Annotated in this window: 21 protein-coding genes; 7 read left to right on the forward strand and 14 right to left on the reverse strand. The window is 53.9% G+C overall.

Annotated features, from left to right (window positions below):
• Positions 1-58: 58 nt before the first annotated feature.
• The 6 genes from treB (at position 59) to K8W53_RS20460 (ending at position 7,218) form a co-directional block, all read left to right on the forward strand.
• Positions 59-1,477 (forward strand): PTS trehalose transporter subunit IIBC, encoded by a 1,419-nt coding sequence (treB, locus tag K8W53_RS20435; RefSeq protein ID WP_023194702.1) that lies wholly within the window; start codon positions 59-61, stop codon positions 1,475-1,477.
• Positions 1,478-1,526: 49 nt separating this feature from the next.
• On the forward strand, positions 1,527-3,179 hold the full coding sequence (gene treC / locus K8W53_RS20440; RefSeq protein WP_000155049.1) for an alpha,alpha-phosphotrehalase: 1,653 nt from the start codon (positions 1,527-1,529) through the stop codon (positions 3,177-3,179).
• A 408-nt stretch (positions 3,180-3,587) separates the two neighbouring features.
• A complete protein-coding gene (gene nrdD, locus K8W53_RS20445) occupies positions 3,588-5,726 on the forward strand; it encodes an anaerobic ribonucleoside-triphosphate reductase (protein WP_000187821.1) in 2,139 nt (712 codons plus the stop codon).
• Between the two features lie 216 nt (positions 5,727-5,942).
• Entirely contained in the window at positions 5,943-6,407 is a 465-nt protein-coding gene (gene nrdG / locus K8W53_RS20450) for an anaerobic ribonucleoside-triphosphate reductase-activating protein (protein WP_001009178.1), read from the forward strand.
• 167 nt (positions 6,408-6,574) lie between these two features.
• Positions 6,575-6,805, forward strand: coding sequence for a type II toxin-antitoxin system VapB family antitoxin (gene vapB, locus K8W53_RS20455; RefSeq protein WP_001261294.1), 231 nt, complete (start codon positions 6,575-6,577; stop codon positions 6,803-6,805).
• Positions 6,802-7,218: a type II toxin-antitoxin system VapC family toxin gene (locus tag K8W53_RS20460; RefSeq protein ID WP_000048134.1), complete on the forward strand. Its 417-nt coding sequence runs from the start codon at positions 6,802-6,804 to the stop codon at positions 7,216-7,218. The genes vapB and K8W53_RS20460 overlap by 4 nt, the downstream gene beginning before the upstream one ends.
• Before the next feature lie 60 nt (positions 7,219-7,278).
• Here K8W53_RS20460 and K8W53_RS20465 read toward each other — a convergent pair whose 3' ends face one another.
• From K8W53_RS20465 to pmbA, 11 genes are all read right to left on the reverse strand, one after another.
• Positions 7,279-9,192, reverse strand: coding sequence for a BglG family transcription antiterminator (locus K8W53_RS20465; RefSeq protein ID WP_001212148.1), 1,914 nt, complete (start codon positions 9,190-9,192; stop codon positions 7,279-7,281).
• Positions 9,193-9,208: 16 nt separating this feature from the next.
• The gene (dagF, locus tag K8W53_RS20470) at positions 9,209-9,949 is read right to left on the reverse strand and encodes a 2-dehydro-3-deoxy-phosphogluconate aldolase (protein ID WP_000779255.1); all 741 of its coding nucleotides are present in this window, start codon (positions 9,947-9,949) and stop codon (positions 9,209-9,211) included.
• Positions 9,946-11,064, reverse strand: coding sequence for a DgaE family pyridoxal phosphate-dependent ammonia lyase (locus K8W53_RS20475; protein ID WP_023224150.1), 1,119 nt, complete (start codon positions 11,062-11,064; stop codon positions 9,946-9,948). The genes dagF and K8W53_RS20475 overlap by 4 nt, the downstream gene beginning before the upstream one ends.
• Positions 11,048-12,181, reverse strand: a complete 1,134-nt coding sequence (locus tag K8W53_RS20480) for an amidohydrolase/deacetylase family metallohydrolase (RefSeq protein ID WP_023224151.1) — start codon at positions 12,179-12,181, stop codon at positions 11,048-11,050. The genes K8W53_RS20475 and K8W53_RS20480 overlap by 17 nt, the downstream gene beginning before the upstream one ends.
• Positions 12,182-12,239: 58 nt before the next feature.
• Positions 12,240-12,884, reverse strand: coding sequence for a DUF4310 family protein (locus K8W53_RS20485; protein WP_000392127.1), 645 nt, complete (start codon positions 12,882-12,884; stop codon positions 12,240-12,242).
• An 11-nt stretch (positions 12,885-12,895) separates the two neighbouring features.
• The gene (locus tag K8W53_RS20490) at positions 12,896-13,672 is read right to left on the reverse strand and encodes a DUF4311 domain-containing protein (RefSeq protein ID WP_000478578.1); all 777 of its coding nucleotides are present in this window, start codon (positions 13,670-13,672) and stop codon (positions 12,896-12,898) included.
• Between the two features lie 22 nt (positions 13,673-13,694).
• Positions 13,695-13,997: a DUF4312 family protein gene (locus K8W53_RS20495; RefSeq protein WP_000975187.1), complete on the reverse strand. Its 303-nt coding sequence runs from the start codon at positions 13,995-13,997 to the stop codon at positions 13,695-13,697.
• Positions 13,997-14,359: an SFCGS family glycine-rich protein gene (locus tag K8W53_RS20500; protein WP_000435389.1), complete on the reverse strand. Its 363-nt coding sequence runs from the start codon at positions 14,357-14,359 to the stop codon at positions 13,997-13,999. The genes K8W53_RS20495 and K8W53_RS20500 overlap by 1 nt, the downstream gene beginning before the upstream one ends.
• Positions 14,360-14,369: 10 nt before the next feature.
• On the reverse strand, positions 14,370-14,708 hold the full coding sequence (locus K8W53_RS20505; protein ID WP_001255103.1) for a glycine dehydrogenase: 339 nt from the start codon (positions 14,706-14,708) through the stop codon (positions 14,370-14,372).
• Positions 14,709-14,985: 277 nt separating this feature from the next.
• Positions 14,986-15,372 (reverse strand): cytochrome b562, encoded by a 387-nt coding sequence (gene cybC / locus K8W53_RS20510; protein WP_001232231.1) that lies wholly within the window; start codon positions 15,370-15,372, stop codon positions 14,986-14,988.
• 98 nt (positions 15,373-15,470) lie between these two features.
• Positions 15,471-16,823, reverse strand: a complete 1,353-nt coding sequence (gene pmbA / locus K8W53_RS20515; protein WP_052939502.1) for a metalloprotease PmbA — start codon at positions 16,821-16,823, stop codon at positions 15,471-15,473.
• Between the two features lie 95 nt (positions 16,824-16,918).
• Between pmbA and yjgA the strand changes: the two genes are divergently transcribed.
• The gene (yjgA, locus tag K8W53_RS20520; protein ID WP_000166287.1) at positions 16,919-17,470 is read left to right on the forward strand and encodes a ribosome biogenesis factor YjgA; all 552 of its coding nucleotides are present in this window, start codon (positions 16,919-16,921) and stop codon (positions 17,468-17,470) included.
• A gap of 55 nt (positions 17,471-17,525) precedes the next feature.
• On the opposite strand, the gene iolH is transcribed toward yjgA, so the two are convergent.
• From iolH to K8W53_RS20535, 3 genes are all read right to left on the reverse strand, one after another.
• Positions 17,526-18,410 carry a sugar phosphate isomerase/epimerase IolH gene (gene iolH, locus K8W53_RS20525; protein WP_023224153.1) on the reverse strand — a complete coding sequence of 295 codons (885 nt, stop codon included), beginning with the start codon at positions 18,408-18,410 and terminating at the stop codon, positions 17,526-17,528.
• Positions 18,411-18,462: 52 nt separating this feature from the next.
• On the reverse strand, positions 18,463-19,278 hold the full coding sequence (gene iolI2 / locus K8W53_RS20530) for a 2-keto-myo-inositol isomerase IolI2 (RefSeq protein ID WP_001019382.1): 816 nt from the start codon (positions 19,276-19,278) through the stop codon (positions 18,463-18,465).
• A gap of 160 nt (positions 19,279-19,438) precedes the next feature.
• A complete protein-coding gene (locus tag K8W53_RS20535) occupies positions 19,439-20,665 on the reverse strand; it encodes an MFS transporter (protein WP_000661780.1) in 1,227 nt (408 codons plus the stop codon).
• Positions 20,666-20,712 lie beyond the last annotated feature (47 nt).

The following is a 20,712-nucleotide window of genomic DNA, read 5'->3' on the forward strand; positions in this document are numbered from 1 at the left end:
TTGAAGAGCTACTCTTGCGCCAACCCATAACTTACCTCCTCTGCCATGAGGCTTTACGATGAGCAAAGTAAAACAAGCCGATATCGACCGGCTGATTGACCTGGTCGGCGGGCGCGACAACATCGCCACGGTGAGCCACTGCATTACTCGCCTGCGCTTTGTGCTCCACCAGCCCGCGAACGCCAGGCCAAAAGAGATCGAACAATTACCGATGGTTAAAGGCTGTTTCACCAACGCCGGGCAGTTTCAGGTGGTGATCGGCACCGAAGTCGGCGATTACTATAACGCGCTGCTGGAGACCACCGGCAAAGCGTATGCCGATAAAGAGCAGGCCAAAAAAGCCGCTCGCCAGAACATGAAGTGGCATGAGCAGTTAATTTCCCACTTTGCGGAGATCTTCTTTCCGCTACTACCGGCGTTGATCAGCGGCGGTTTGATCTTAGGCTTTCGTAACGTGATCGGCGATGTGCCGATGAGCAACGGCCAAACGCTGGCGCAGATGCATCCGGCGCTAAAAACGCTTTATGATTTTTTATGGTTGATCGGCGAAGCGATCTTTTTCTATCTGCCGGTGGGGATCTGCTGGTCGGCGGTGAAAAAAATGGGCGGCACGCCGATTCTTGGTATCGTGCTCGGCGTGACGCTGGTGTCGCCGCAGTTGATGAATGCGTATCTGCTGGGCCAGCAAACGCCGGACGTCTGGAACTTCGGCTTATTTAGCATTGAGAAAGTGGGCTACCAGGCGCAGGTTATCCCGGCGCTACTGGCAGGGCTGGCGCTTGGGTTTATTGAAACGCGGTTGAAACGCATCGTGCCGGATTATCTCTACCTGGTCGTCGTCCCGGTGTGTTCGTTGATACTGGCCGTCTTTCTCGCCCACACCTTTATCGGCCCCTTTGGTCGTATGATCGGCGACGGCGTGGCCTTTGCGGTACGTTATCTGATGACCGGCAGTTTCGCCCCGATAGGCGCGGCGCTGTTCGGCTTCCTGTATGCCCCGCTGGTCATTACCGGCGTCCACCAGACAACGCTCGCTATCGATATGCAGATGATCCAGAGCATGGGCGGTACGCCAGTCTGGCCGCTGATTGCGCTGTCGAATATCGCGCAGGCCTCCGCCGTGGTGGGCATCATCATCTCCAGCCGTAAACACAATGAACGCGAGATCTCCATTCCTGCCGCCATTTCCGCTTACCTTGGGGTAACCGAACCGGCGATGTACGGTATCAACCTGAAGTATCGTTTTCCGATGCTGTGCGCGATGATCGGATCTGGTCTGGCGGGACTGCTCTGCGGTCTGAACGGCGTCATCGCCAACGGTATCGGCGTGGGCGGCCTGCCGGGTATCCTGTCTATACCGCCGCGCTACTGGCAGGTGTACGGCATGGCGATGGTTATCGCGATCGTTATCCCGGTGATTCTGACCACCTTTATCTATCAGCGTAAGCATCGTCAGGGCACATTACAAATTGTCTAATTCTTCTTCGGGGCGCAGTTGCGTCCCAACGCACTTGCAGGAAACAACAATGACTATTCCCCTCTGGTGGCAAAACGGCGTTATTTATCAGATCTACCCGAAAAGTTTTCAGGACACGACCGGCAGCGGCACCGGCGATTTACGCGGCGTCACGCAGCGCCTTGACTATCTACAGCGACTCGGCGTAGATGCCATCTGGCTCACGCCGTTTTATATCTCGCCGCAGGTGGATAACGGTTATGACGTCGCAAATTATACGGCTATCGACCCGACCTACGGCACGCTGGATGATTTTGACGAGCTGGTCGCGCAGGCGAAAGCACGCGGTATTCGTATCATCCTGGATATGGTGTTTAACCATACTTCTACCCAGCACGCCTGGTTTCGCGAAGCGCTGAACAAAGAGAGCCCATACCGTCAGTTTTATATCTGGCGCGATGGCACGCCGGATGTCTGCCCGAATAACTGGCAATCCAAATTTGGCGGCAGCGCCTGGCGCTGGCATAGCCAGAGCGAACAATATTATTTACACCTTTTCGCGCCTGAACAGGCCGACCTGAACTGGGAAAACCCCGCCGTGCGCGCCGAGCTGAAAAAGGTCTGCGAATTCTGGGCCGATCGCGGCGTGGATGGCCTGCGTCTGGACGTGGTGAACCTGATCGCCAAAGATCAGGATTTTCCTGACGATCCGACGGGCGACGGACGCCGCTTTTATACCGACGGACCGCGCGCGCATACGTTTTTACGCGAAATGAACCGTGACGTTTTTACGCCGCGTAATCTGATGACGGTAGGCGAAATGTCCTCTACCACGCTGGAAAACTGCCAGCAATATGCCGCGCTTAGCGGCGACGAACTCTCGATGACCTTCAATTTTCATCATCTGAAGGTGGATTACCCCAATGGCGAAAAGTGGACGCTGGCAAAACCTGATTATGTGGCGCTGAAAGCGTTGTTCCGCCACTGGCAACAGGGGATGCATAACGTCGCCTGGAACGCGTTATTCTGGTGTAATCACGATCAGCCGCGCATCGTTTCCCGCTTTGGCGACGAGGGGGAATACCGGGTTCCAGCCGCGAAAATGCTGGCGATGGCGCTGCACGGTATGCAAGGGACGCCTTATATCTATCAGGGCGAAGAAATCGGCATGACCAACCCACACTTTACCCGCATCACCGATTATCGCGACGTGGAAAGCCATAACATGTTTGCCGCGCTACGCGCCGCCGGACGCGACCCCGACGAACTGCTGGCTATCCTGGCCAGTAAATCCCGCGACAACAGCCGCACGCCAATGCAGTGGGACAACGGTAAAAACGCCGGGTTCACCCAGGGCGAGCCGTGGATAAGCCTGTGCGATAACTATACGGAGGTTAACGTCGCGGCAGCATTACGCGATGAAAACTCGGTGTTTTACACCTATCAAAAGCTGATTGCGCTACGTAAAACTCAGCCTGTACTGATCTGGGGCGATTATCAGGATCTCCTCCCGGATAGCCCATCAGTATGGTGTTATCGCCGCCAGTGGCAGGGGCAAACCCTGCTGGTTGTCGCCAATCTGAGTGACCAGTGCCAGGAGTGGCATCCGCCGCATATCAAAGGACAGTGGCAGGCGCTACTGCATAATTATGGCGAGGTCGCCAGCCAGCCAGCCGCGATGACGCTCCGCCCATTTGAAGCCATCTGGTGGTTACAACGCTAACGCGACGTCCTTATACGGATAAACGCCACAAACCTATTGACACGGGCTGTGGCGTTGCTCCAGGTTACTGTCTGTTTTTGTTGAATAATTAATCAGATTTTTCTTGCTATCTTTTACAAACGCTACAGCGCCCGCCATCTGTACGCTCTGATTTTTACCTTGTTCTACATCAATAAAATTGCAAACATCCTTGATGCAAATCACTACATATAGACTTTAAAATGCACGCCGACCCAATATGTTGTATTAATTGACTACAATTGCTACAACACCTGTTCACTCGACACAAGGTGAATTGTGGATAACCTGGGTCAGGATTGCGGGAAGTCGTTGGAAAAGAGATGAATAAACCTGTTATGGCTTCCCCGGCCTCTGTGGATAACCTGTTCTTACAAATATGGAGTGATCATGACACCGCATGTGATGAAACGAGATGGCTGTAAAGTGCCATTCAAATCAGAGCGCATTAAGGAAGCCATTCTACGTGCAGCTAAAGCAGCGGGAGTCGATGACGCAGATTACTGTGCCACCGTCGCAGAAGTCGTTAGCAGCCAAATGAACGCACGCAGTCAGGTGGATATTAACGAGATCCAAACTGCGGTTGAAAACCAACTGATGTCCGGCCCGTACAAACAGCTTGCCCGCGCCTACATCGAATACCGTCACGATCGCGACATTCAGCGTGAAAAGCGTGGTCGTCTGAACCAGGAAATTCGCGGCCTGGTAGAGCAAACTAACTCCGCGTTGCTCAATGAAAACGCCAACAAAGACAGTAAAGTCATTCCCACCCAGCGCGATTTGCTGGCCGGGATTGTCGCCAAACACTATGCCCGCCAGCACCTGTTGCCGCGTGACGTAGTACAAGCGCATGAGCGCGGCGATATCCACTATCACGATCTCGACTATTCGCCGTTCTTCCCGATGTTCAACTGTATGTTGATCGACCTGAAAGGCATGTTGACCCAGGGCTTTAAGATGGGTAACGCCGAGATCGAACCGCCAAAATCTATCTCTACCGCCACTGCCGTTACCGCGCAGATTATCGCGCAGGTCGCCAGCCATATTTATGGCGGCACCACCATTAACCGTATCGACGAAGTGCTGGCGCCGTTTGTCACCGAAAGCTATAACAAGCACCGCAAAACCGCCGATGAGTGGCAGATCCCGGATGCCGAAGGGTATGCGCGTTCTCGCACCGAAAAAGAGTGCTACGACGCGTTCCAGTCGCTGGAATACGAAGTTAACACGCTGCACACCGCTAACGGCCAGACGCCTTTCGTGACCTTTGGTTTTGGCCTCGGCACCAGTTGGGAGTCGCGTCTGATCCAGGCGTCTATTTTGCGTAACCGTATCGCCGGTCTGGGTAAAAATCGCAAAACCGCCGTGTTCCCGAAACTGGTCTTCGCTATCCGCGACGGTTTGAACCACAAGTTTGGCGATCCGAACTACGACATTAAACAACTGGCGCTGGAGTGCGCGAGCAAGCGCATGTATCCGGACATCCTCAACTACGATCAGGTGGTCAAAGTCACCGGTTCGTTCAAAACGCCAATGGGCTGCCGCAGCTTCCTCGGCGTGTGGGAGAACGAAAACGGCGAGCAGATCCATGACGGGCGTAACAACCTGGGCGTGATTAGCCTTAACCTGCCGCGCATCGCGCTGGAAGCAAAAGGCGACGAAACCGCATTCTGGAAACTGCTGGATGAACGTCTGGCGCTGGCGCGGAAGGCGCTGATGACCCGTATCGCCCGCCTTGAAGGCGTGAAAGCCCGCGTCGCGCCTATCCTGTATATGGAAGGCGCCTGCGGCGTGCGGCTGAAAGCGGACGACGACGTGTCTGAAATCTTTAAAAATGGTCGTGCATCCATCTCTCTGGGCTACATTGGTATCCATGAAACCATTAACGCGCTGTTCGGCGGCGAGCACCTGTACGACAGCGAGCAGCTTCGCGCTAAAGGCATCGCGATTGTGGAGCGTCTGCGCCAGGCCGTGGATCAGTGGAAAGAAGAGACCGGCTACGGCTTTAGTCTGTACAGCACGCCAAGTGAAAACCTCTGTGACCGCTTCTGCCGTCTGGATACCGCCGAGTTCGGCGTGGTGCCGGGCGTAACCGATAAAGGTTACTACACCAACAGCTTCCACCTCGACGTGGAGAAGAAGGTTAACCCGTACGACAAAATCGATTTCGAAGCGCCGTATCCGCCGCTGGCGAACGGGGGTTTCATTTGCTACGGCGAATACCCGAACATTCAGCACAACCTGAAAGCGCTGGAAGATGTCTGGGATTACAGCTATCAGCATGTACCGTATTACGGCACCAACACGCCGATCGATGAATGCTACGAGTGCGGCTTTACCGGCGAGTTCGAATGTACCAGTAAAGGTTTCACCTGCCCGAAATGCGGCAACCACGATGCCGCGCGCGTCTCGGTCACCCGCCGCGTGTGCGGTTATTTAGGCAGCCCGGACGCGCGCCCGTTTAACGCCGGTAAGCAGGAAGAAGTGAAGCGCCGCGTGAAGCATTTAGGCAATGGGCAGATAGGTTAATCCTCCGTTTGCAATGCGTAAATGCCGGATGGCGGTGTAAACACCTTATCCGGCCTACAACCGCTGGCTATAGTTCCAATTTCATGAATTTCCTCTAAGCAGTTGGTGTTGTAGCAAGGCGGCAAACGAACGAATCCCAGGGAGCTTACATAAGTAAGTGACCTGGGTAAGTAAGAGCGGCCAACGCCGCTACAGCGCCAAATGCAACGAGGAAACATGAACTTTCACCAATACTACCCCGTAGACATCGTTAACGGCCCCGGCACCCGCTGCACCCTGTTTGTGTCAGGGTGCGTGCATGAATGCCCTGGCTGCTATAACAAAAGCACCTGGCGGCTGAACTCCGGCCAGCCGTTTACCAAAGAGATGGAAGATAAGATCATTGCCGATCTGAACGACACGCGCATTCACCGTCAGGGGATCTCGCTGTCGGGCGGCGATCCGCTGCATCCGCAAAACGTACCGGATATCCTGACACTGGTACAACGTATCCACGCGGAGTGCCCGGGGAAAGATATCTGGGTGTGGACCGGCTACAAGCTCGATGAACTTAACGCCGCACAGATGCAGGTGGTCGATCTCATCAACGTGCTGGTCGATGGCAAATTTGTGCAGGATCTGAAAGACCCGGCGCTTATCTGGCGCGGTAGCAGCAACCAGGTAGTGCATCATTTGCGTTGATGCGGGGATATTGGGTCAATAACCGTTACTCGTCCGCAACTTTTACGCCCTTCTTTCGCCTCCTGCTTACAGGTATATGCATATGCCTATACATATGTCACGCACAGGCATATAATTAACTCCGACACTGGCCTATAACATCACGCCCACAAGGGCAGGAGACGACCATGCGAACCGTATCTGTATTTAAAAATGGCAATAACCGCGCGATCCGCCTTCCACGCGATCTGGATTTTGACGGCGTCAACGAACTTGAAATCTTCCGCGAAGGCGACACGATTATACTGCGCCCCGCCCGCCCTTCCTGGGGATCATTCCGTCATGAGGAAAAAGCCAGCCCAGACTTTCTGACGGAACGCGAAGACATCATCAGCGATGAGGGACGCTTTGAACTATGAGTAAAACCTACATGCTGGATACCTGCATCTGTTCTTTCATTATGCGCGAACAGCCGGAAGCTGTGCTGAAACGCCTTGAGCAGGCAGTGCTGCGCCGCCATCGTATTGTGGTGTCGGCGATTACCTACGCCGAAATGCGTTTTGGCTGTACGGGCAAAAAGGCCTCGCCGCGCCATGCCCAACTGGTCGATGCATTCTGTAGTCGCCTGGATGCCGTGCTGGCCTGGGACCGGGCGGCAGTGGATGCCACCACAGAGATCCGTGCCGTACTGGCCGCCGCCGGTACGCCGATTGGATCAAACGATGCTGCTATCGCCGGCCATGCCATTGCGTCCGGGGCGATACTGGTCACTAATAACGTGAGGGAGTTTGAGCGGGTACCGGGTTTGCAGTACGAAGATTGGGTAAAATAACCCGTGCTGGCATACCGACAAGTACATAAATCTTCTTAACAATGATGTGACGGGAAAGTGTCAAAAACGACTCACGCACTCCATCGCGACCGTTTTAAATTGCGTAAAATTCTGACATGCGCAGAGGCGCGTCATGGCGCGTTCGCGCAGGAAAGTGACGAAAATATCGTAGATGGCCATCGCCTCTTCATATTCACTTTTGCTGATGGCGAGTAAAAAAATAACGTGCGCCGTTTCGTCACCCCAGGCAATCCCCTGCGGCGCGAGCACCGTATAAACCACCGTTTTCTTCGCCAGCAGCCCCAGCGCGTGTGGCAAGGCAATCCCGTCGCCTAATAACGTACTGACAATAGCTTCACGTTCAATAACCGAATCGAGAAACGCCGCATCAACAAAGCCTTCCTCATGCAACTGATCGCACAGCGTTTTAAACAGCGTCTGTTGATCTATTTCCCCTTCCACGATGCGAAAATGCGAGGCATCGAAATATTTATCCAGCATCCACGGACGGGTTCTGTCCACCAGCACCAGCTTACCGATCTGCTCCAATTGATAGTCGGTAGGAAAGGGCGCGATCATGATGACCGGTTTATCTTTTTCACCGATCCGCGCCGTGGAAATCACAAAATCCTCCACAATACTGTCCCGCGCCTCATAGTCGCGTAGCGTCAGCGTGCGGGCAATCTCAATCTGCGGGTATTTCCGCGCCAGTACCGCTTCAATCATCCGCACCATCGCATTACCAGCATCGCACACCAACAGTACCTGCGGCTGCCGCTGGTAGCCAATGTTGTAACTACGTTCCAGCCCAACGCCAATATGCAGCACCAGAAAACCGATTTCGTTTTCGCTAATGGTATACGGCGTGTATTTTCCCCAACTCGATATCGCCGCCAACGTCATATCCCACGCCATCGGATAGTGCTGCTTAATATTTTCCAGTAGTGGGTTGGGGATCATGATCTGGTAGCGCACGCGGGTGATCATCGTTTTGATGTGGGTCAGCAAGTCCGCGTGAAGCTGTTTATCATTCAACAGGTTATAGTTGTACTGGGTATTAATAAAATTGAGGATATAGCGCACCAGCGCCTCTTCATCATCGGCATTAATGGCGCTGGGGGCAATTTCCTGTACCTGGCGGGCGGCAATATGCACCTTCAGCCAGCTTACTTCCGGCTCCGACAGCGGCTTGTCGGCCAGCTGTTGTAGTAGCTCCGCAATCTCATGCGCCGCATGGCGCACTTTTTCATCGACCTCCTCTGCCACGCACTCCGATAACGGATACCCCTCGCGAATACGCCGTACCGCCACCGCGCAGTACAAACGCAGAAACAGCTCGCTCTCATCGGTCAGGCGGATTTGACAATGAGAGAAAATATCCGGCAAAAGAGACTGCAGCCGTTGAGACACCTCGGTGTTCAGCGTGGTACTAACAATTAACGGATGGGAGGGCTCCTGCTGCGCCAGCGTCCATAAAAGGTCGGTCAGACAGGCGCGAATCGCCATCTCTCCGCCAAACAATTTCATGCCATGACGCGGACGCGTTTCCAGCGTCAGATGATAACGCAGCAAATGCTCTCGCACGTCCGCCATATCGTTCTGCAACGTCGCACGGCTGACAAACCATTCATCTGCTAAATCCTCCAGCTTCAGCGAGAAGGCGGAGGTTAAAAAACGCGCCAGCAAATAGTGTATCCGCTCCTGGCTGGTGCGCGGACCGCGCGCCAGCGTGGGAGATTGCTGCGTTTGCAGGGATTGATAACGTGCCGGATCATCAATTTTGAGCTGATACCCGTTGCCGCGGCTGAGAGTAAATTGCGCGCCATGCGGCGTCAGCAACATGTTCAGCGCGGCGATATCCGCCCGAACGGTACGCGTGGAGACCGACAACCGCTGCGCCAGTTCGTCCTGCGGCAGCGTCTCGTTTTGCAGCATCGCAAATAGCTGCGCTAAACGTTGGTTGGGGAATCGCACGTCTCTCTCCTCATGATTAGCCGACACGCGACCGGACGATAGCGAGTAACTGACGCACATCGTCCGCACGGGTGTTGCCGCTCACCTTATCAATAATCGAACTATAAATGTGAGGAATGATTTTGCTTACACCTGCATCAAGGGCGATGTGCAGAATCTCGGCGAAGTTTTCCAGATCGATACCGCCCGTCGGTTCCAGCCAGAAATCATGGCGGGCGCAGGCCTCAGCTACCGCTTTATACTCGTCGCGACAGGTGAGCCCTCCCATCGGAAAGTATTTAACGGAGCTGCCGCCCATGTCTTTGAGTAGCGCAATCGCCGTTTCTATGGATACGATGCCGTCCGGCGCGCGGCTGCTTAGCGGGCCGGTGGAAATTTTCACCAGCCCCGGCGTGCCGGTCGGCGAGACAAGACCGTTCACCACCGTCTCGTTTTGCCCCAGCAGCGCCCGGCTGGCCCCTACGCCGGTAAACACCTGGTTGACATGCTGCGGCTGTACCTGACGCGAGATTTCGCTCACCATCGCCGACTGGTTAGGATCGCCTGCCCCCAGTCCGACGGAGAGCGCATTGTCGATAAGCGCCGCATATTCACGCATATCCGCGACTGCGCTTGCCACATCCGGATAGTTTTTGGAGAGCACGCCAACCAGCACATGACCTTCCGCCGCCGCGTAGATTTCCCGGGCGTTATCTTTCGAACCGGCCAGCACGTTCAGGCAAACGCGATCGCGGTAAAAGTTAGGGGTCAGTTTCATGCTTGTTTCTCCTGATTAATCACCTCGCCAATACGACGCGCCACAATCGCTAACTGCGCGCGATCGACGCTGCGGACATCCGCTTCAATAATCCCTTCGTTGGCTTTGTATCCGCGAAAGTAAATCGCGTATTCCCCTTGCTTCAGCGCGTCGACCAAGTCGCCAGTGGCGATGCCGACAACGGCTTCATCAAACTTAATTTCCGTGCGCGCGATGTCGCGTCCGGCGCTGTCCCACACCGCACGGGCGCTGACGCCGTTAAACGTGTTCAACGTGTCGATAAAGGGCGCCATTTTTTCTACCATCTCCGCGCCGCTCTCTTTTTGCGCCCGCAGGTACAATTCAATGGCGCAGGTCAGGCCAACAATTCCCTCTTTGCCGACCTTCATCGCCCGGCCAATGCCCGCTGACTGACGTTTTACCCACTCAACATACTGCGTTTTGCCAATCACCAGCCCGCTGGTCGGCCCTTCAATCGCTTTCGCGCCGCTATAGATAACGAGATCTGCGCCCACGCGGTAGTAGCACTGCAAATCTTCTTCCGCCGCCGCGTCTACAATCAGCGGGAGATTATGCGTGCGCGCCACCACCGCAGCCTGCTCCACGCTGAGCATACTTTTCTGCACGCAGTGGTGAGATTTGATATAGAGAATAGCCGCCGTGCACGGCGTAATGGCCGCCGCCAACTGCGCGGCGGAACATTCGTTGGCGTAACCGGCTTCCACCAGTTTGCCGCCGCCCAGCGCCACCATCGTTCCCACCGGCGCGCCAAAGTTGACGTTGTGGCCCTTTGGCAGGACGATTTCGTTATTTTCAATCGGTGTAACGTGCAGGTTTTCCAGCAGCCAGTCGCTGTCCTGAACCAGGACCGCGGCAACCGACTGGGCAAGGCCCGCACTGGCGCAGGAGACTACCGTCGCCCCTTCCACCTCCAGCAATTTCGCAATGTACTCACCGGTTTTATTCACCAGATCTTTCATCTCGAAATACTGATTCATTCCGGCCATCGCCGCGTCTATCACTTCCGGGCGCGGCGTAGAGACGCCGAGCGCCGTCATACGTCCGGAGGCGTTAATCACCTGTTTTAATTGATACTTCTCAAAAATCGAAGGCATGTTCCGCGCTCCCTTGTTCGGTCATATAGCCCTTGCCTGCGCGTATCGCGGCAAGCGGCGTCAGCAATTCTTCAGCCTGTAAGCTGTCGTGTTCCGCGTCTACCAACACGGTGGGCTGGCGTTTAAGCGTAAAGAGGGTCAGGTCGGCATCCAGACCCGGCTGAAGACGCCCTTTGGTTTTCAGATTCAGGTTATCGGCGGCATTGGCCGTCACGCACGCAATGACCTGCGGCAGCGACATGCCGATGGCGAGGAATTTCGACATCACATTAGCCAGCGAATGCACCGGGCCATTAATGCGGTTACGGCAGTAGATATCGGAACTGATGGTATGCGGTAAAATCCCCAGGCTAATGGCGCGTTTCGCCACCGCAAAGCTCAGGCTGGCGGTACCATGCCCGACGTCCAGACGCACGCCGCGCGCCAGCGCTCGTGTCACCGAGGCGCGCAGCTCGCCTTCCGGCGTCAGAATACGGTTCGGCTTACCGTTGTAACAGTGGGTAATGATATCGCCCGCCGTCAGACGCTCCGCTATTTCGTCCAGATCCGGCGGGTTATTGCCAATATGCACCATCAGCGGCAGGTTGCCGTTTTCTTGCTGCATGGCTTTAGCGCGTTCCAGCGGCGTGATGCCGTTAACGCCTACCACGCTGCTGCTCATCCGCGCCTTGAGGCCGACGATAAAATCCGGGTGGCGTTTTACCGCCTGCCGGACCGCATCGGCGTCAATATTGGCCATGTTAGCCAGCTCATTTTGGGCAATAAGCCCAACGCGTGAAACATTCAGCAGCGCATAAACCTCGGTGGTCGCCTGACGGGTCAGAGCATAGAAATCATCAATATCATCTGCGCCAGTGCTGCCGGCATCCACCACTGTGGTAACGCCAGTGGCAATACCCACGCTGTCCGGTTCGTCGTGGTAAATCGGCGATGTCGGGTAGCAGTGAACGTGCGAATCAATCCAACCCGCACTAACGTAACACTCGCCGCGCAGGTCAATGGTTTTCACCGCCGGGCCATCAACGTCACCCAACGCCGCGATTTTGCCATCTTGCAGGGCAATATTAGTCAGCGTGTCATCGACCAGACGCGCATGGCGCAGGAGTAAATCAAACATCGTTCTCTCCTTTGCCGGATGGCGGCGCAACCGCCTTATCCGGCCTACAAATCAACAGTTAGCTAATCGCAATCGGGAAGATGGAACCGAGGATCATCGCGCCTAAAATCGCGCCGCCGGTAATCGGCTTCTGCCAGATATAAAACAGCAGCGCGCCCACCAGAGAGCCCAGACCAATGGGAATCGATGCCGTCATGGCGCTGAGGATAATCAACGGCCCCAGAAAACGACCTGAAGTGTTACCGGCCCCCATCATGACGTCCGCCCCGTACGTGGAGTCGCTCTGATTGATGGTGAACTTACGCGCCAGAATAATGATGTAGCCAATCGCCAGGCCAATCACCAGACCGGTTATCAGCGAAGCGATAAAGTTCGCCACCGGGAAGACAAAGCCGGCTCCCAGCAGTAACGCCGGAACCCCTAAGCCCACGCCGGTCTGAATTGCCCCACCGATATCCAGAATTCCGACCAGCGAACCTTCGATAATGCGGGCAAATAAAAAGCTGGCGCCGAAAGCGGCGACCGCGCCGTAGACGCCGGTATCCATCCCCGCTTTCAACATCGCCACAAAAGCGACTTCGTTAAATGCGCCGATACCGTACAGATAGTACATATGCGTCCCGGCGAAAACGCCGGAGGAGAGCAGGCCAACAAAGATCGGGAACGACCAGTCGGCATACCAAAAACCTTTATTCTCTTCCATTGTGGCCTCCGTTATTTGCCGCTGAGCGAGTTGTGGATCAGTTCAAGCCAGTTCGGTACCGTCATGTTGAAAGACTCGATCATTTTCATGTCGAAGCCGCGGAAGAAGCCGCTCAACACAAACAGCAAAACGATGGCGACCATCATCACTTTGGTGACATGGTTCCAGCCGCTCTCTTCTACGCCTTTACCGATCAAAATACCCAGTACCAACCCCGGTACGGCGTTCCCCATGATGAGCTGCGCCGCGCCGCCGAAAACGGTGGCCCAGAAGCCCGATTTTTTACCAGCGTCGATCGCCGCTAACCAGAAGATCACAGGCATGACGATGTTGACCAGCAGGTTTGCCGCCGGTACCAGCACCTTAACCGCCGTCACCTGTAGCGCTTCTGGCACGGATGAGGCGGTCAGGTTAAGGAACGTCACGACGATCATGCCGATGACGGCGCAGGCGATCGCCATTTTTTTCGGGTCGTGCAGCGTCTCGCCAACGTTACGGTTTTTGATCATGAGCGCCGCCGCGCCCCAGTTAGGGATGATGCGGTGATCGACATCCTGGGTGAACGATCCGGCCGCCACAGACGAGGCCCAGGCGTTAAAGAAGAAACCCAGCCCAAAGGAGAAGTGAGATGCCGGGTCGCCTTCACAAGAGTTGAGTTCGCCCAACGTACGGAACGCGCCCATCCCCTGCGTGGTTGGCGCGTGAAACATGCGTGCAGCCCCAGCGCCCACCCCTACGCCGACCAGCGCACCGATAATGAGCGATTTAATTAGTATTATCAGGAACATAACTATGCCTTTTTAATAAAAATCAGCGTTTCGCGACGAAATCCACCCTATCGAGATTGATGGCGGTCACGTTGACGGTCACATCCAGCTCCACGCTGTAAGTGCGTCGTTCCCGGCGCAAAAAGAAAAACAGAAAGGCCTCTTTACGCACCGACTCATGCGCCTGAACAATCCGCACATCCTGTGGCTCAATACGCAGTAAGATATACGGCGACTCTCTCATCACCGCCGACTGAACATGGTTCAGCGCATCGGCAAAGGCGCGTGCTTTGGCGTCGCCCTTGCCTTTTACTCTCACCGTGGTGGTGAATTGCTCTTTCATCATCAGGCGCCGTATTTCTTTTGCCACGCCTGCACCAGGCGCTCGCCGAGCTCTTCTTTATCCATAAAGCCGAAACCCAACACGTTGCAGCCTTCATTGATAGCGGTGACGCCTTCATCCACTGACCGCATTCCATATTTGGCTTTGTAGCCATGCTTGTTTTGCGCGGTGATAGCGCCCGCGCCGCCGCTGCCGCAAAATGAAATGCCGAAGGTGGCGTTTTCCGCTTTCATCACATCGCCCAGCTTCATGTCTGCCGCGACGCCCGGTACGACGACCGCGCGACCGCCCGCTTTTTCCACGCCTGCCGCCACTTTCTGGCCTTTACCCAGGCGATCGCCAATCACGACGGTAATCTGTTCCATTTTTTGCTCCTTAGAGGTTGTCTTTCGCGACTTCAAAATGTACCGATAATAGCCAGGCTTCTTCGTCAGGAAGGTTGCCAAACGCCGCCACGATCTCGCGGGCGAGCGCCATTGATTCGGCTGAGATTTCATCAAACAAGCTGGCATCGACTTCCGGTAAAGGCTCGCCGGTAATTGACCGGTGCGCCATCGCGCGAACGTGCGAGGTCAGCATTTGCGTCTGTACCGCATTGGGGACAATGTGATGCCGCCCCAGCAGGCCATCCACCTGCGTTAACACCTGTTCAGCCAGTTCGTTAATTCGCTCACCGGCATCGTGTTTTACTGCTCCGTTATCCACGCGTCTCACCCCGTTAATGGCAATGAGATAAAACTAGCGGCAAGGGTTAAAAGTTTGTAGCGAGTTATTTTCCACCTCGAAGTGGAAATGCGAGTGGGATAGGTGATCTGCGCCACAGAAAAGGCGGCATTAATGAATTATCGCCGGGAAAGTGTGAGATCTATCGCAGCATAAAGAGGAAATGGCGAAACAATAACGTTGTCGTATAAAGTGAGAAAGTGTGATGGGTATTACAGTTTGCCGGATGGCGACCTGCGGATAAAGCGAAGCCGCCATCCCACAAAAATTAACGATACTTCTTATGATACGTATTGCGGGTGGTTTTTAGCGCTTCCGCCGCCGCTTTCGCTTCTTTAACGTTACCTTCGTTCGCCAGCTTCAGCGCGCCATCAATTTGGCCGACCAGAATGTCAAAACCGTGACGAAAATCCTTCATTTCCGGGCTATCCGGCGCTTTATCTTCCAGCTTTGGCGGCGTAGCTTTTTGAGCATCCAGCGCGGCCGCGCGCATTTTGGTTAATGCCGCTTTCAGTTCAGGGGCACTATCCGTTTTCTCAACAACTTTCAGGTTATCATTGAGAATATCCATATTATCTTCAAGATCGGCAGCAAAAACAGCCGAACCGAATACCAGCGATGACACAGCAAGAATAGCTAACAGGCTTTTACGCATTGCTCACTTCCTTTTTTATTATTAACGATAAGTGTAATACCCTGAATAATTCGGGTTGCAGGCAGCCAACGCGCCTGCAGCCTGAAGTATGACGGGTATTATTGTCCGGCGATTTTCATCTCCGGTAACAATACCGAACCGCACTGTATATTACTGTGCGTTTCAATATCATCACCCACGGTGACAATATTACGCCACATCTCTTTTAAATTACCGGCAATGGTAATTTCACTTACCGGGTACTGGATTTCACCATTTTCAACCCAGAATCCCGCAGCGCCGCGGGAGTAGTCGCCGGTAATACCGCTGACGCCCTGGCCCATCAGTTCCGTCACCACCAGGCCGGTGCCCATCTCTTTTAGCAACTGCTCAAAGTTCAGCCCCTGCCCGGCGATACGCCAGTTATGAATGCCGCCGGCATGACCGGTACTTTTCAGCCCCAGTTTGCGGGCGGAATAGTTGGTCAGCAACCATTGCGTCAGTACGCCATCCTTCACAATGTCCCGGCGCTCTGTACGCACGCCTTCGCTGTCGAACGGTGAAGACGCCAGCCCTTTTAGCAGATGCGGGTGTTCTTCGATGGTTAACCATTCCGGCAGAATTTGTTTGCCCAGCGAGTCGAGCAGAAAAGTGGATTTACGGTATACCGCGCCGCCGGCAATCGCCCCGACCAGATGACCAAATAGCCCTGTCGCCACTTCATTGGCGAAAATGACCGGCGCTTTCATGGTGGAAAGCTTACGCGGCGACAGGCGGGATAAGGTACGACGCGCGCACTCGGCCCCGACCCATTCCGGCGCTTGCAGATCCGCCATTGCCCGACCGATGGTGTAAGCGTAATCACGCTCCATATCGCCGTTCTCTTCGGCGATGACGCAGCTTGAGAGCGAATGGCGCGTAGAGCAATATCCCTGCAACATGCCGTGGCTGTTGCCGAACACTTTAATGCCGTAATGGCTGTTAAAGCTCCCGCCTTCGGTATTGGTGATGCGTTTATCCGCCTTTAGAGAAGCCTGTTCCGCACGCGCGGCCAGTTCAATGGCTTCGTCTGGCGTAACCTCTGCCGGGTGGAACAAGTCCAGATCCGGCGCGTCAAACGCCAGCAGTTCTTTGTCCGCCACGCCTGCGCACGGGTCCGGCGACGTGTAACGCGCGATATCCAGCGCGGCCTGCACGGTACGGGCAATCGCCTGCGGGCTTAAATCCGTCGAAGAGGCGCTGCCTTTGCGGTTCTGGTGATACACCGTAATGCCCAGCGCGCCGTCGCTATTAAATTCGACATTCTCTACTTCACCATAACGGGTGCTGACGCTAATGCCGGTAGTCTTGCTGACGGCGACTTCCGCCCCATCCGATTTGCCTGAGGCTAACTCCAGCGCTGTCGAAACTGCTTCTTCCAGAATCTTACGCTGCGCTTCAACTTGTGAGATTACTTTCATTGCAAATGCCATAATGTAGAGAGAGTTTCTCTGAAGTCTAACAGAGAACCGTTTTTCAGTGCGCATCTTAACTGGTAACATTAGCCTCTTTTTTTAAGGAGCCTGACATGACAAAGCAGCCCGAAGACTGGCTCGACGACGTTCCCGGTGATGACATCGAAGACGAAGACGATGAAATTATCTGGGTCAGTAAAAGTGAAATTAAACGCGATGCCGAGGAATTAAAACGCCTGGGCGCGGAACTGGTGGATCTGGGGAAAAACGCGCTGGATAAGATCCCGCTGGACGCCGATCTGCGCGACGCCATTGAACTGGCCCAGCGTATCAAAATGGAAGGACGCCGCCGCCAGTTGCAGCTTATCGGAAAAATGCTGCGCCAACGCGACGTTGAACCTATTCGCCAGGCGCTGGACAAGCTGAAGAACCGCCATAATCAGCAGGTGGTGCTGTTTCACAAGCTTGAGCATCTGCGCGATCGTCTGATCGTCGAAGGCGATGACGCGGTAGCCGAAGTACTGACCCTGTGGCCGCACGCCGATCGTCAACAGCTTCGTTCATTGATCCGCAATGCGAAGAAAGAGAAAGAAGGCAACAAACCGCCGAAATCAGCGCGTCAGATTTTCCAGTATCTGCGCGAGCTGGCGGAAAACGAAGGGTAATTGCCACAAATGACCGCGCCAGCCTGTGGCGCGGTACAGGCAAATCCACCCTTTTTTAACGTCCGAGTAGCTCCCGCTCGATCCGCTCGCGCGTTTCCACCGCCTGAACACTCATTTTTTCAGGATAACCAAACAGCGACGTGGTGATAATTGCCTCACCGCCCACCTTAAACGTGCGGTTTGCAAAATCCATTTCACGCAGCGCCTGGAATAGCGCGTCAAAATCGACCTCACCTTCTCCCAGCCCGATGTGCTGATGAATCGTCGCATTCACGCCAGGCGGGTTCATGATATAGCGGCAGGGAAGCGTGTGGTTGTGCGTATCGGCCAGCAGAACATGCGAAAGATCGGCCCCGGCATAGTTCAGCATCCTTGCAACGTCGCCCTGCCCTTTATCGTAAAAGAAGCCATGCGGTGCGCTGTACAGATAGGTCACGTTATCACTACGCAAAGACTGCACCATGTCGACCGTCTCATCGTTCAGTTCGCAGAAATCCCAGGGGTGAGACTGAATTTCGATTCGAATTCCCTCTCGTTCCACGATCGGCAGCAGTTCCTCCATGGAGCGATACCACATCTCTTCACAAATCTCCGGCTCATCCGGCGTCCCGGAAAGCTCGGTATTAATCACCTGTACGCCCATATCAACGGCAATCTCAATCATCCGCTTCCAGTTGGTTATCGCGGCGCGCCGACGCTCTTCATCGGGGCCGGACCAACGATAAACCACAATAAATGACGAGATTTCCACACCGTAGTTCTGCAAGGCGCGTTTATATTCCTGCATGGTATCGCGACCAGCTTTAGGGTGTTTATAAAACGGATTAATACGCGGGTGCGGCGACTGCTCAATATATTTATACCCCCACTCGGAAACCTGCCGTACCATTTGGGTAATGGGTAAATGTTTAATAACATCGACATCAAAAGCAATTTTCATTGTAAATACCACGCTGCGGAAACTGAAAACGGTCACCTGGAAATTAGCTGTATCATTGCAACAGCAATGACACACTGCGATTAATTTGTTCCTCTATTTCCGCCTCACTCCAGGAAGCCAACTGGGAAGAAAAAGGTTCAAAAGCGTAAATACCGCGATATCCCATATTTTCCAGACGCTGCACCTGCTGGTAATTCTGCATTACATCCTTTTCACTCAGCATAATACGCTGCTCATCAGCCAATGCTTCCGTTGGTCGGGTGTCTTCCACACCGGACAAATGCACCAACCCGATAGCAGAAATATCAATGCGCGACGCAAACTCCTTTTCGGCCTCTTCGTACAGATGATGATGGAAGGTATCCAGCAAAACCTTAAAGGGGGAACCTGCTTCCCGGATCAGTTGCTGAGCCCAGACGGCAGAACGCAGCGAACTTACGCGGAATCCCAAAGGTTCAACCAGCCCCTGAATATCATACCGGGCAAAGAGATCGCTCAGTCGTTTTATTGCCTCAACCGTAACCTCCGGCGGCACAATCGTTCCATCATTCAGCGGACAAAGAACTAATGCCCGCGCGCCGACTCCCTGCGCGTCTCGTAATAATCCTTCCGTTTTTTTTACGACCTCCTCGGTCAGTTGGTTGAAGGGATAGACCGCATTAATTGTGACAATTTCAAGTCCATACTTTTCTGCCAGGTTACGCACCTGATTATAATTCAAGTCATCAGTAACGCTGCCGCTTGGCATATCATTACGCAATTCCACTTTATTAAAATCAAGACGTTTAACCAGTCGAAAGAATGCTTCTATGCTTAGACCCGGTGCAATTTTCCGGTTAATACAAAACCGTGTTTTTTCGATATTCATTATTTTCTCCCTGAACGTATATGAGTGGGTAAATAACCGTAATCCGTTAGTACAATTTAACGTAGGGTGAAAAAACCGGCTTTATCAATCTTGATAAAAACCGGTTTAATTTAGTGATGAACATCACAGGCTATAAGGGATTTTTGAAGAATATTTGAAGCTATTTCTCGCCAGGTACTTTAAGAAACTGCACCAGAATGCCGCTGAATAAATAGAGCCCCGCCATAGTATACATCACCACGCCGGTGCCGAACCCTGCCAGAACAGAGACCAGCGCTGGCCCAACGAAATTCCCCAGGCCGGAGCCAAAGTTCACGGCCGAGTTCGCCGCCCCCTTCTTATCCGGCGCCATCATCGGCACCAGCGGCGTCATTGGCACAAAGCCAGCCAGCCCGGCTCCCCACAAACACATCGCCAGCATAAAGGCGACATAGTTATGCCCCCATATCATCGGCACCCAGTAAACAATCAGCGTAGCGACACCGGTCAGGATGCTGCCAAAAATCTGGATGGTTCGGCGAAAACCAATTTTATCGCCCATCCAGCCAAAGATAATGTTGAAGACCTGGTTAGAGATAAAGGTAATCCCCCAAATACTCGCCCATTCCTCAAGCGTAAAGTGCTTATCCAGCAGAAACAGAGGTAATACGACAACAAAACCATAGGTGCCAAGACCGTTAATAGTTTTGACAATCACCGCCAGACCGATCCGTGGCCGTTCATACATAATGGAGATACCCGCAGATAACTCTTTGAAGACCGGCGTCGTTCGCGGTTTCAGAATGAATTCATTGCGTTCCAGCACCAGCATGAAGAGAACCCCCAGCAGCGCAACGCCCATCCCGGCCCACATCACGTTGATATGCCCCAACGCAGGAATTAACGACGCCGCCACCACCGGCCCAATGATAGTAAAACCAAGGTTATAGACCACCCAAAATAGCGAGGTGCCGATCCCTTGCTGGTGATTATCCAACTGGATGGTCAGGCGTACCAGGAAGGAGTAACAGACCAGCGGATACCCCACGCCACGCAGCATATAGGTCACGAGAATGGCGCCAAAATCATGGCTGGGTAGCGCAAAGTTCAGAAACGCGACGGAAGCCAGAAGATAGACGATAAAACCGGTAACCATCACCTTTTTAGGACCAAAAACGTCCACACAGACGCCGGATAGCCAGGAGGTGATCGCGACCACAATCCCATATCCGGCAAAAATCTGCCCGATATGCGCCTGATCAAATCCCTGCGTATTTAACCAGGCAGATAACCAGCTGTTCTCGATACAGCCGCCCAACATAAATAAAAATGTTCCCAGGTAGCTCCAGATAAACTTACCTGGTTTTATATAAAATGTCTGGGGCAGCGTTGCCTGCATTTCTTTCATTTTATTACCCTCGGTATAGAAAAGCTCTCACACTTTTCAGTGCGAGA

Source organism: Salmonella sp. A29-2 (genome assembly GCF_020150755.1).
GTDB classification, from domain to species: domain Bacteria; phylum Pseudomonadota; class Gammaproteobacteria; order Enterobacterales; family Enterobacteriaceae; genus Salmonella; species Salmonella enterica.

Excerpts from the sequence above, each read along its gene's own strand:
- yjgA (WP_000166287.1), top strand. The coding sequence starts at position 16,919 with ATGACAAAGCAGCCCGAAGACTGGCTCGACGACGTTCCCGGTGATGAC.
- treC (WP_000155049.1), top strand. The coding sequence starts at position 1,527 with ATGACTATTCCCCTCTGGTGGCAAAACGGCGTTATTTATCAGATCTAC.
- K8W53_RS20495 (WP_000975187.1), bottom strand. The coding sequence starts at position 13,997 with ATGATGAAAGAGCAATTCACCACCACGGTGAGAGTAAAAGGCAAGGGC.
- K8W53_RS20475 (WP_023224150.1), bottom strand. The coding sequence starts at position 11,064 with ATGCCTTCGATTTTTGAGAAGTATCAATTAAAACAGGTGATTAACGCC.
- pmbA (WP_052939502.1), bottom strand. The coding sequence starts at position 16,823 with ATGGCATTTGCAATGAAAGTAATCTCACAAGTTGAAGCGCAGCGTAAG.
- vapB (WP_001261294.1), top strand. The coding sequence starts at position 6,575 with ATGCGAACCGTATCTGTATTTAAAAATGGCAATAACCGCGCGATCCGC.
- iolI2 (WP_001019382.1), bottom strand. The coding sequence starts at position 19,278 with ATGAATATCGAAAAAACACGGTTTTGTATTAACCGGAAAATTGCACCG.
- K8W53_RS20535 (WP_000661780.1), bottom strand. The coding sequence starts at position 20,665 with ATGAAAGAAATGCAGGCAACGCTGCCCCAGACATTTTATATAAAACCA.
- K8W53_RS20485 (WP_000392127.1), bottom strand. The coding sequence starts at position 12,884 with ATGGAAGAGAATAAAGGTTTTTGGTATGCCGACTGGTCGTTCCCGATC.
- nrdG (WP_001009178.1), top strand. The coding sequence starts at position 5,943 with ATGAACTTTCACCAATACTACCCCGTAGACATCGTTAACGGCCCCGGC.
- K8W53_RS20490 (WP_000478578.1), bottom strand. The coding sequence starts at position 13,672 with ATGTTCCTGATAATACTAATTAAATCGCTCATTATCGGTGCGCTGGTC.
- K8W53_RS20500 (WP_000435389.1), bottom strand. The coding sequence starts at position 14,359 with ATGGAACAGATTACCGTCGTGATTGGCGATCGCCTGGGTAAAGGCCAG.
- cybC (WP_001232231.1), bottom strand. The coding sequence starts at position 15,372 with ATGCGTAAAAGCCTGTTAGCTATTCTTGCTGTGTCATCGCTGGTATTC.
- iolH (WP_023224153.1), bottom strand. The coding sequence starts at position 18,410 with ATGAAAATTGCTTTTGATGTCGATGTTATTAAACATTTACCCATTACC.
- dagF (WP_000779255.1), bottom strand. The coding sequence starts at position 9,949 with ATGAAACTGACCCCTAACTTTTACCGCGATCGCGTTTGCCTGAACGTG.
- nrdD (WP_000187821.1), top strand. The coding sequence starts at position 3,588 with ATGACACCGCATGTGATGAAACGAGATGGCTGTAAAGTGCCATTCAAA.
- treB (WP_023194702.1), top strand. The coding sequence starts at position 59 with ATGAGCAAAGTAAAACAAGCCGATATCGACCGGCTGATTGACCTGGTC.
- K8W53_RS20460 (WP_000048134.1), top strand. The coding sequence starts at position 6,802 with ATGAGTAAAACCTACATGCTGGATACCTGCATCTGTTCTTTCATTATG.
- K8W53_RS20480 (WP_023224151.1), bottom strand. The coding sequence starts at position 12,181 with ATGTTTGATTTACTCCTGCGCCATGCGCGTCTGGTCGATGACACGCTG.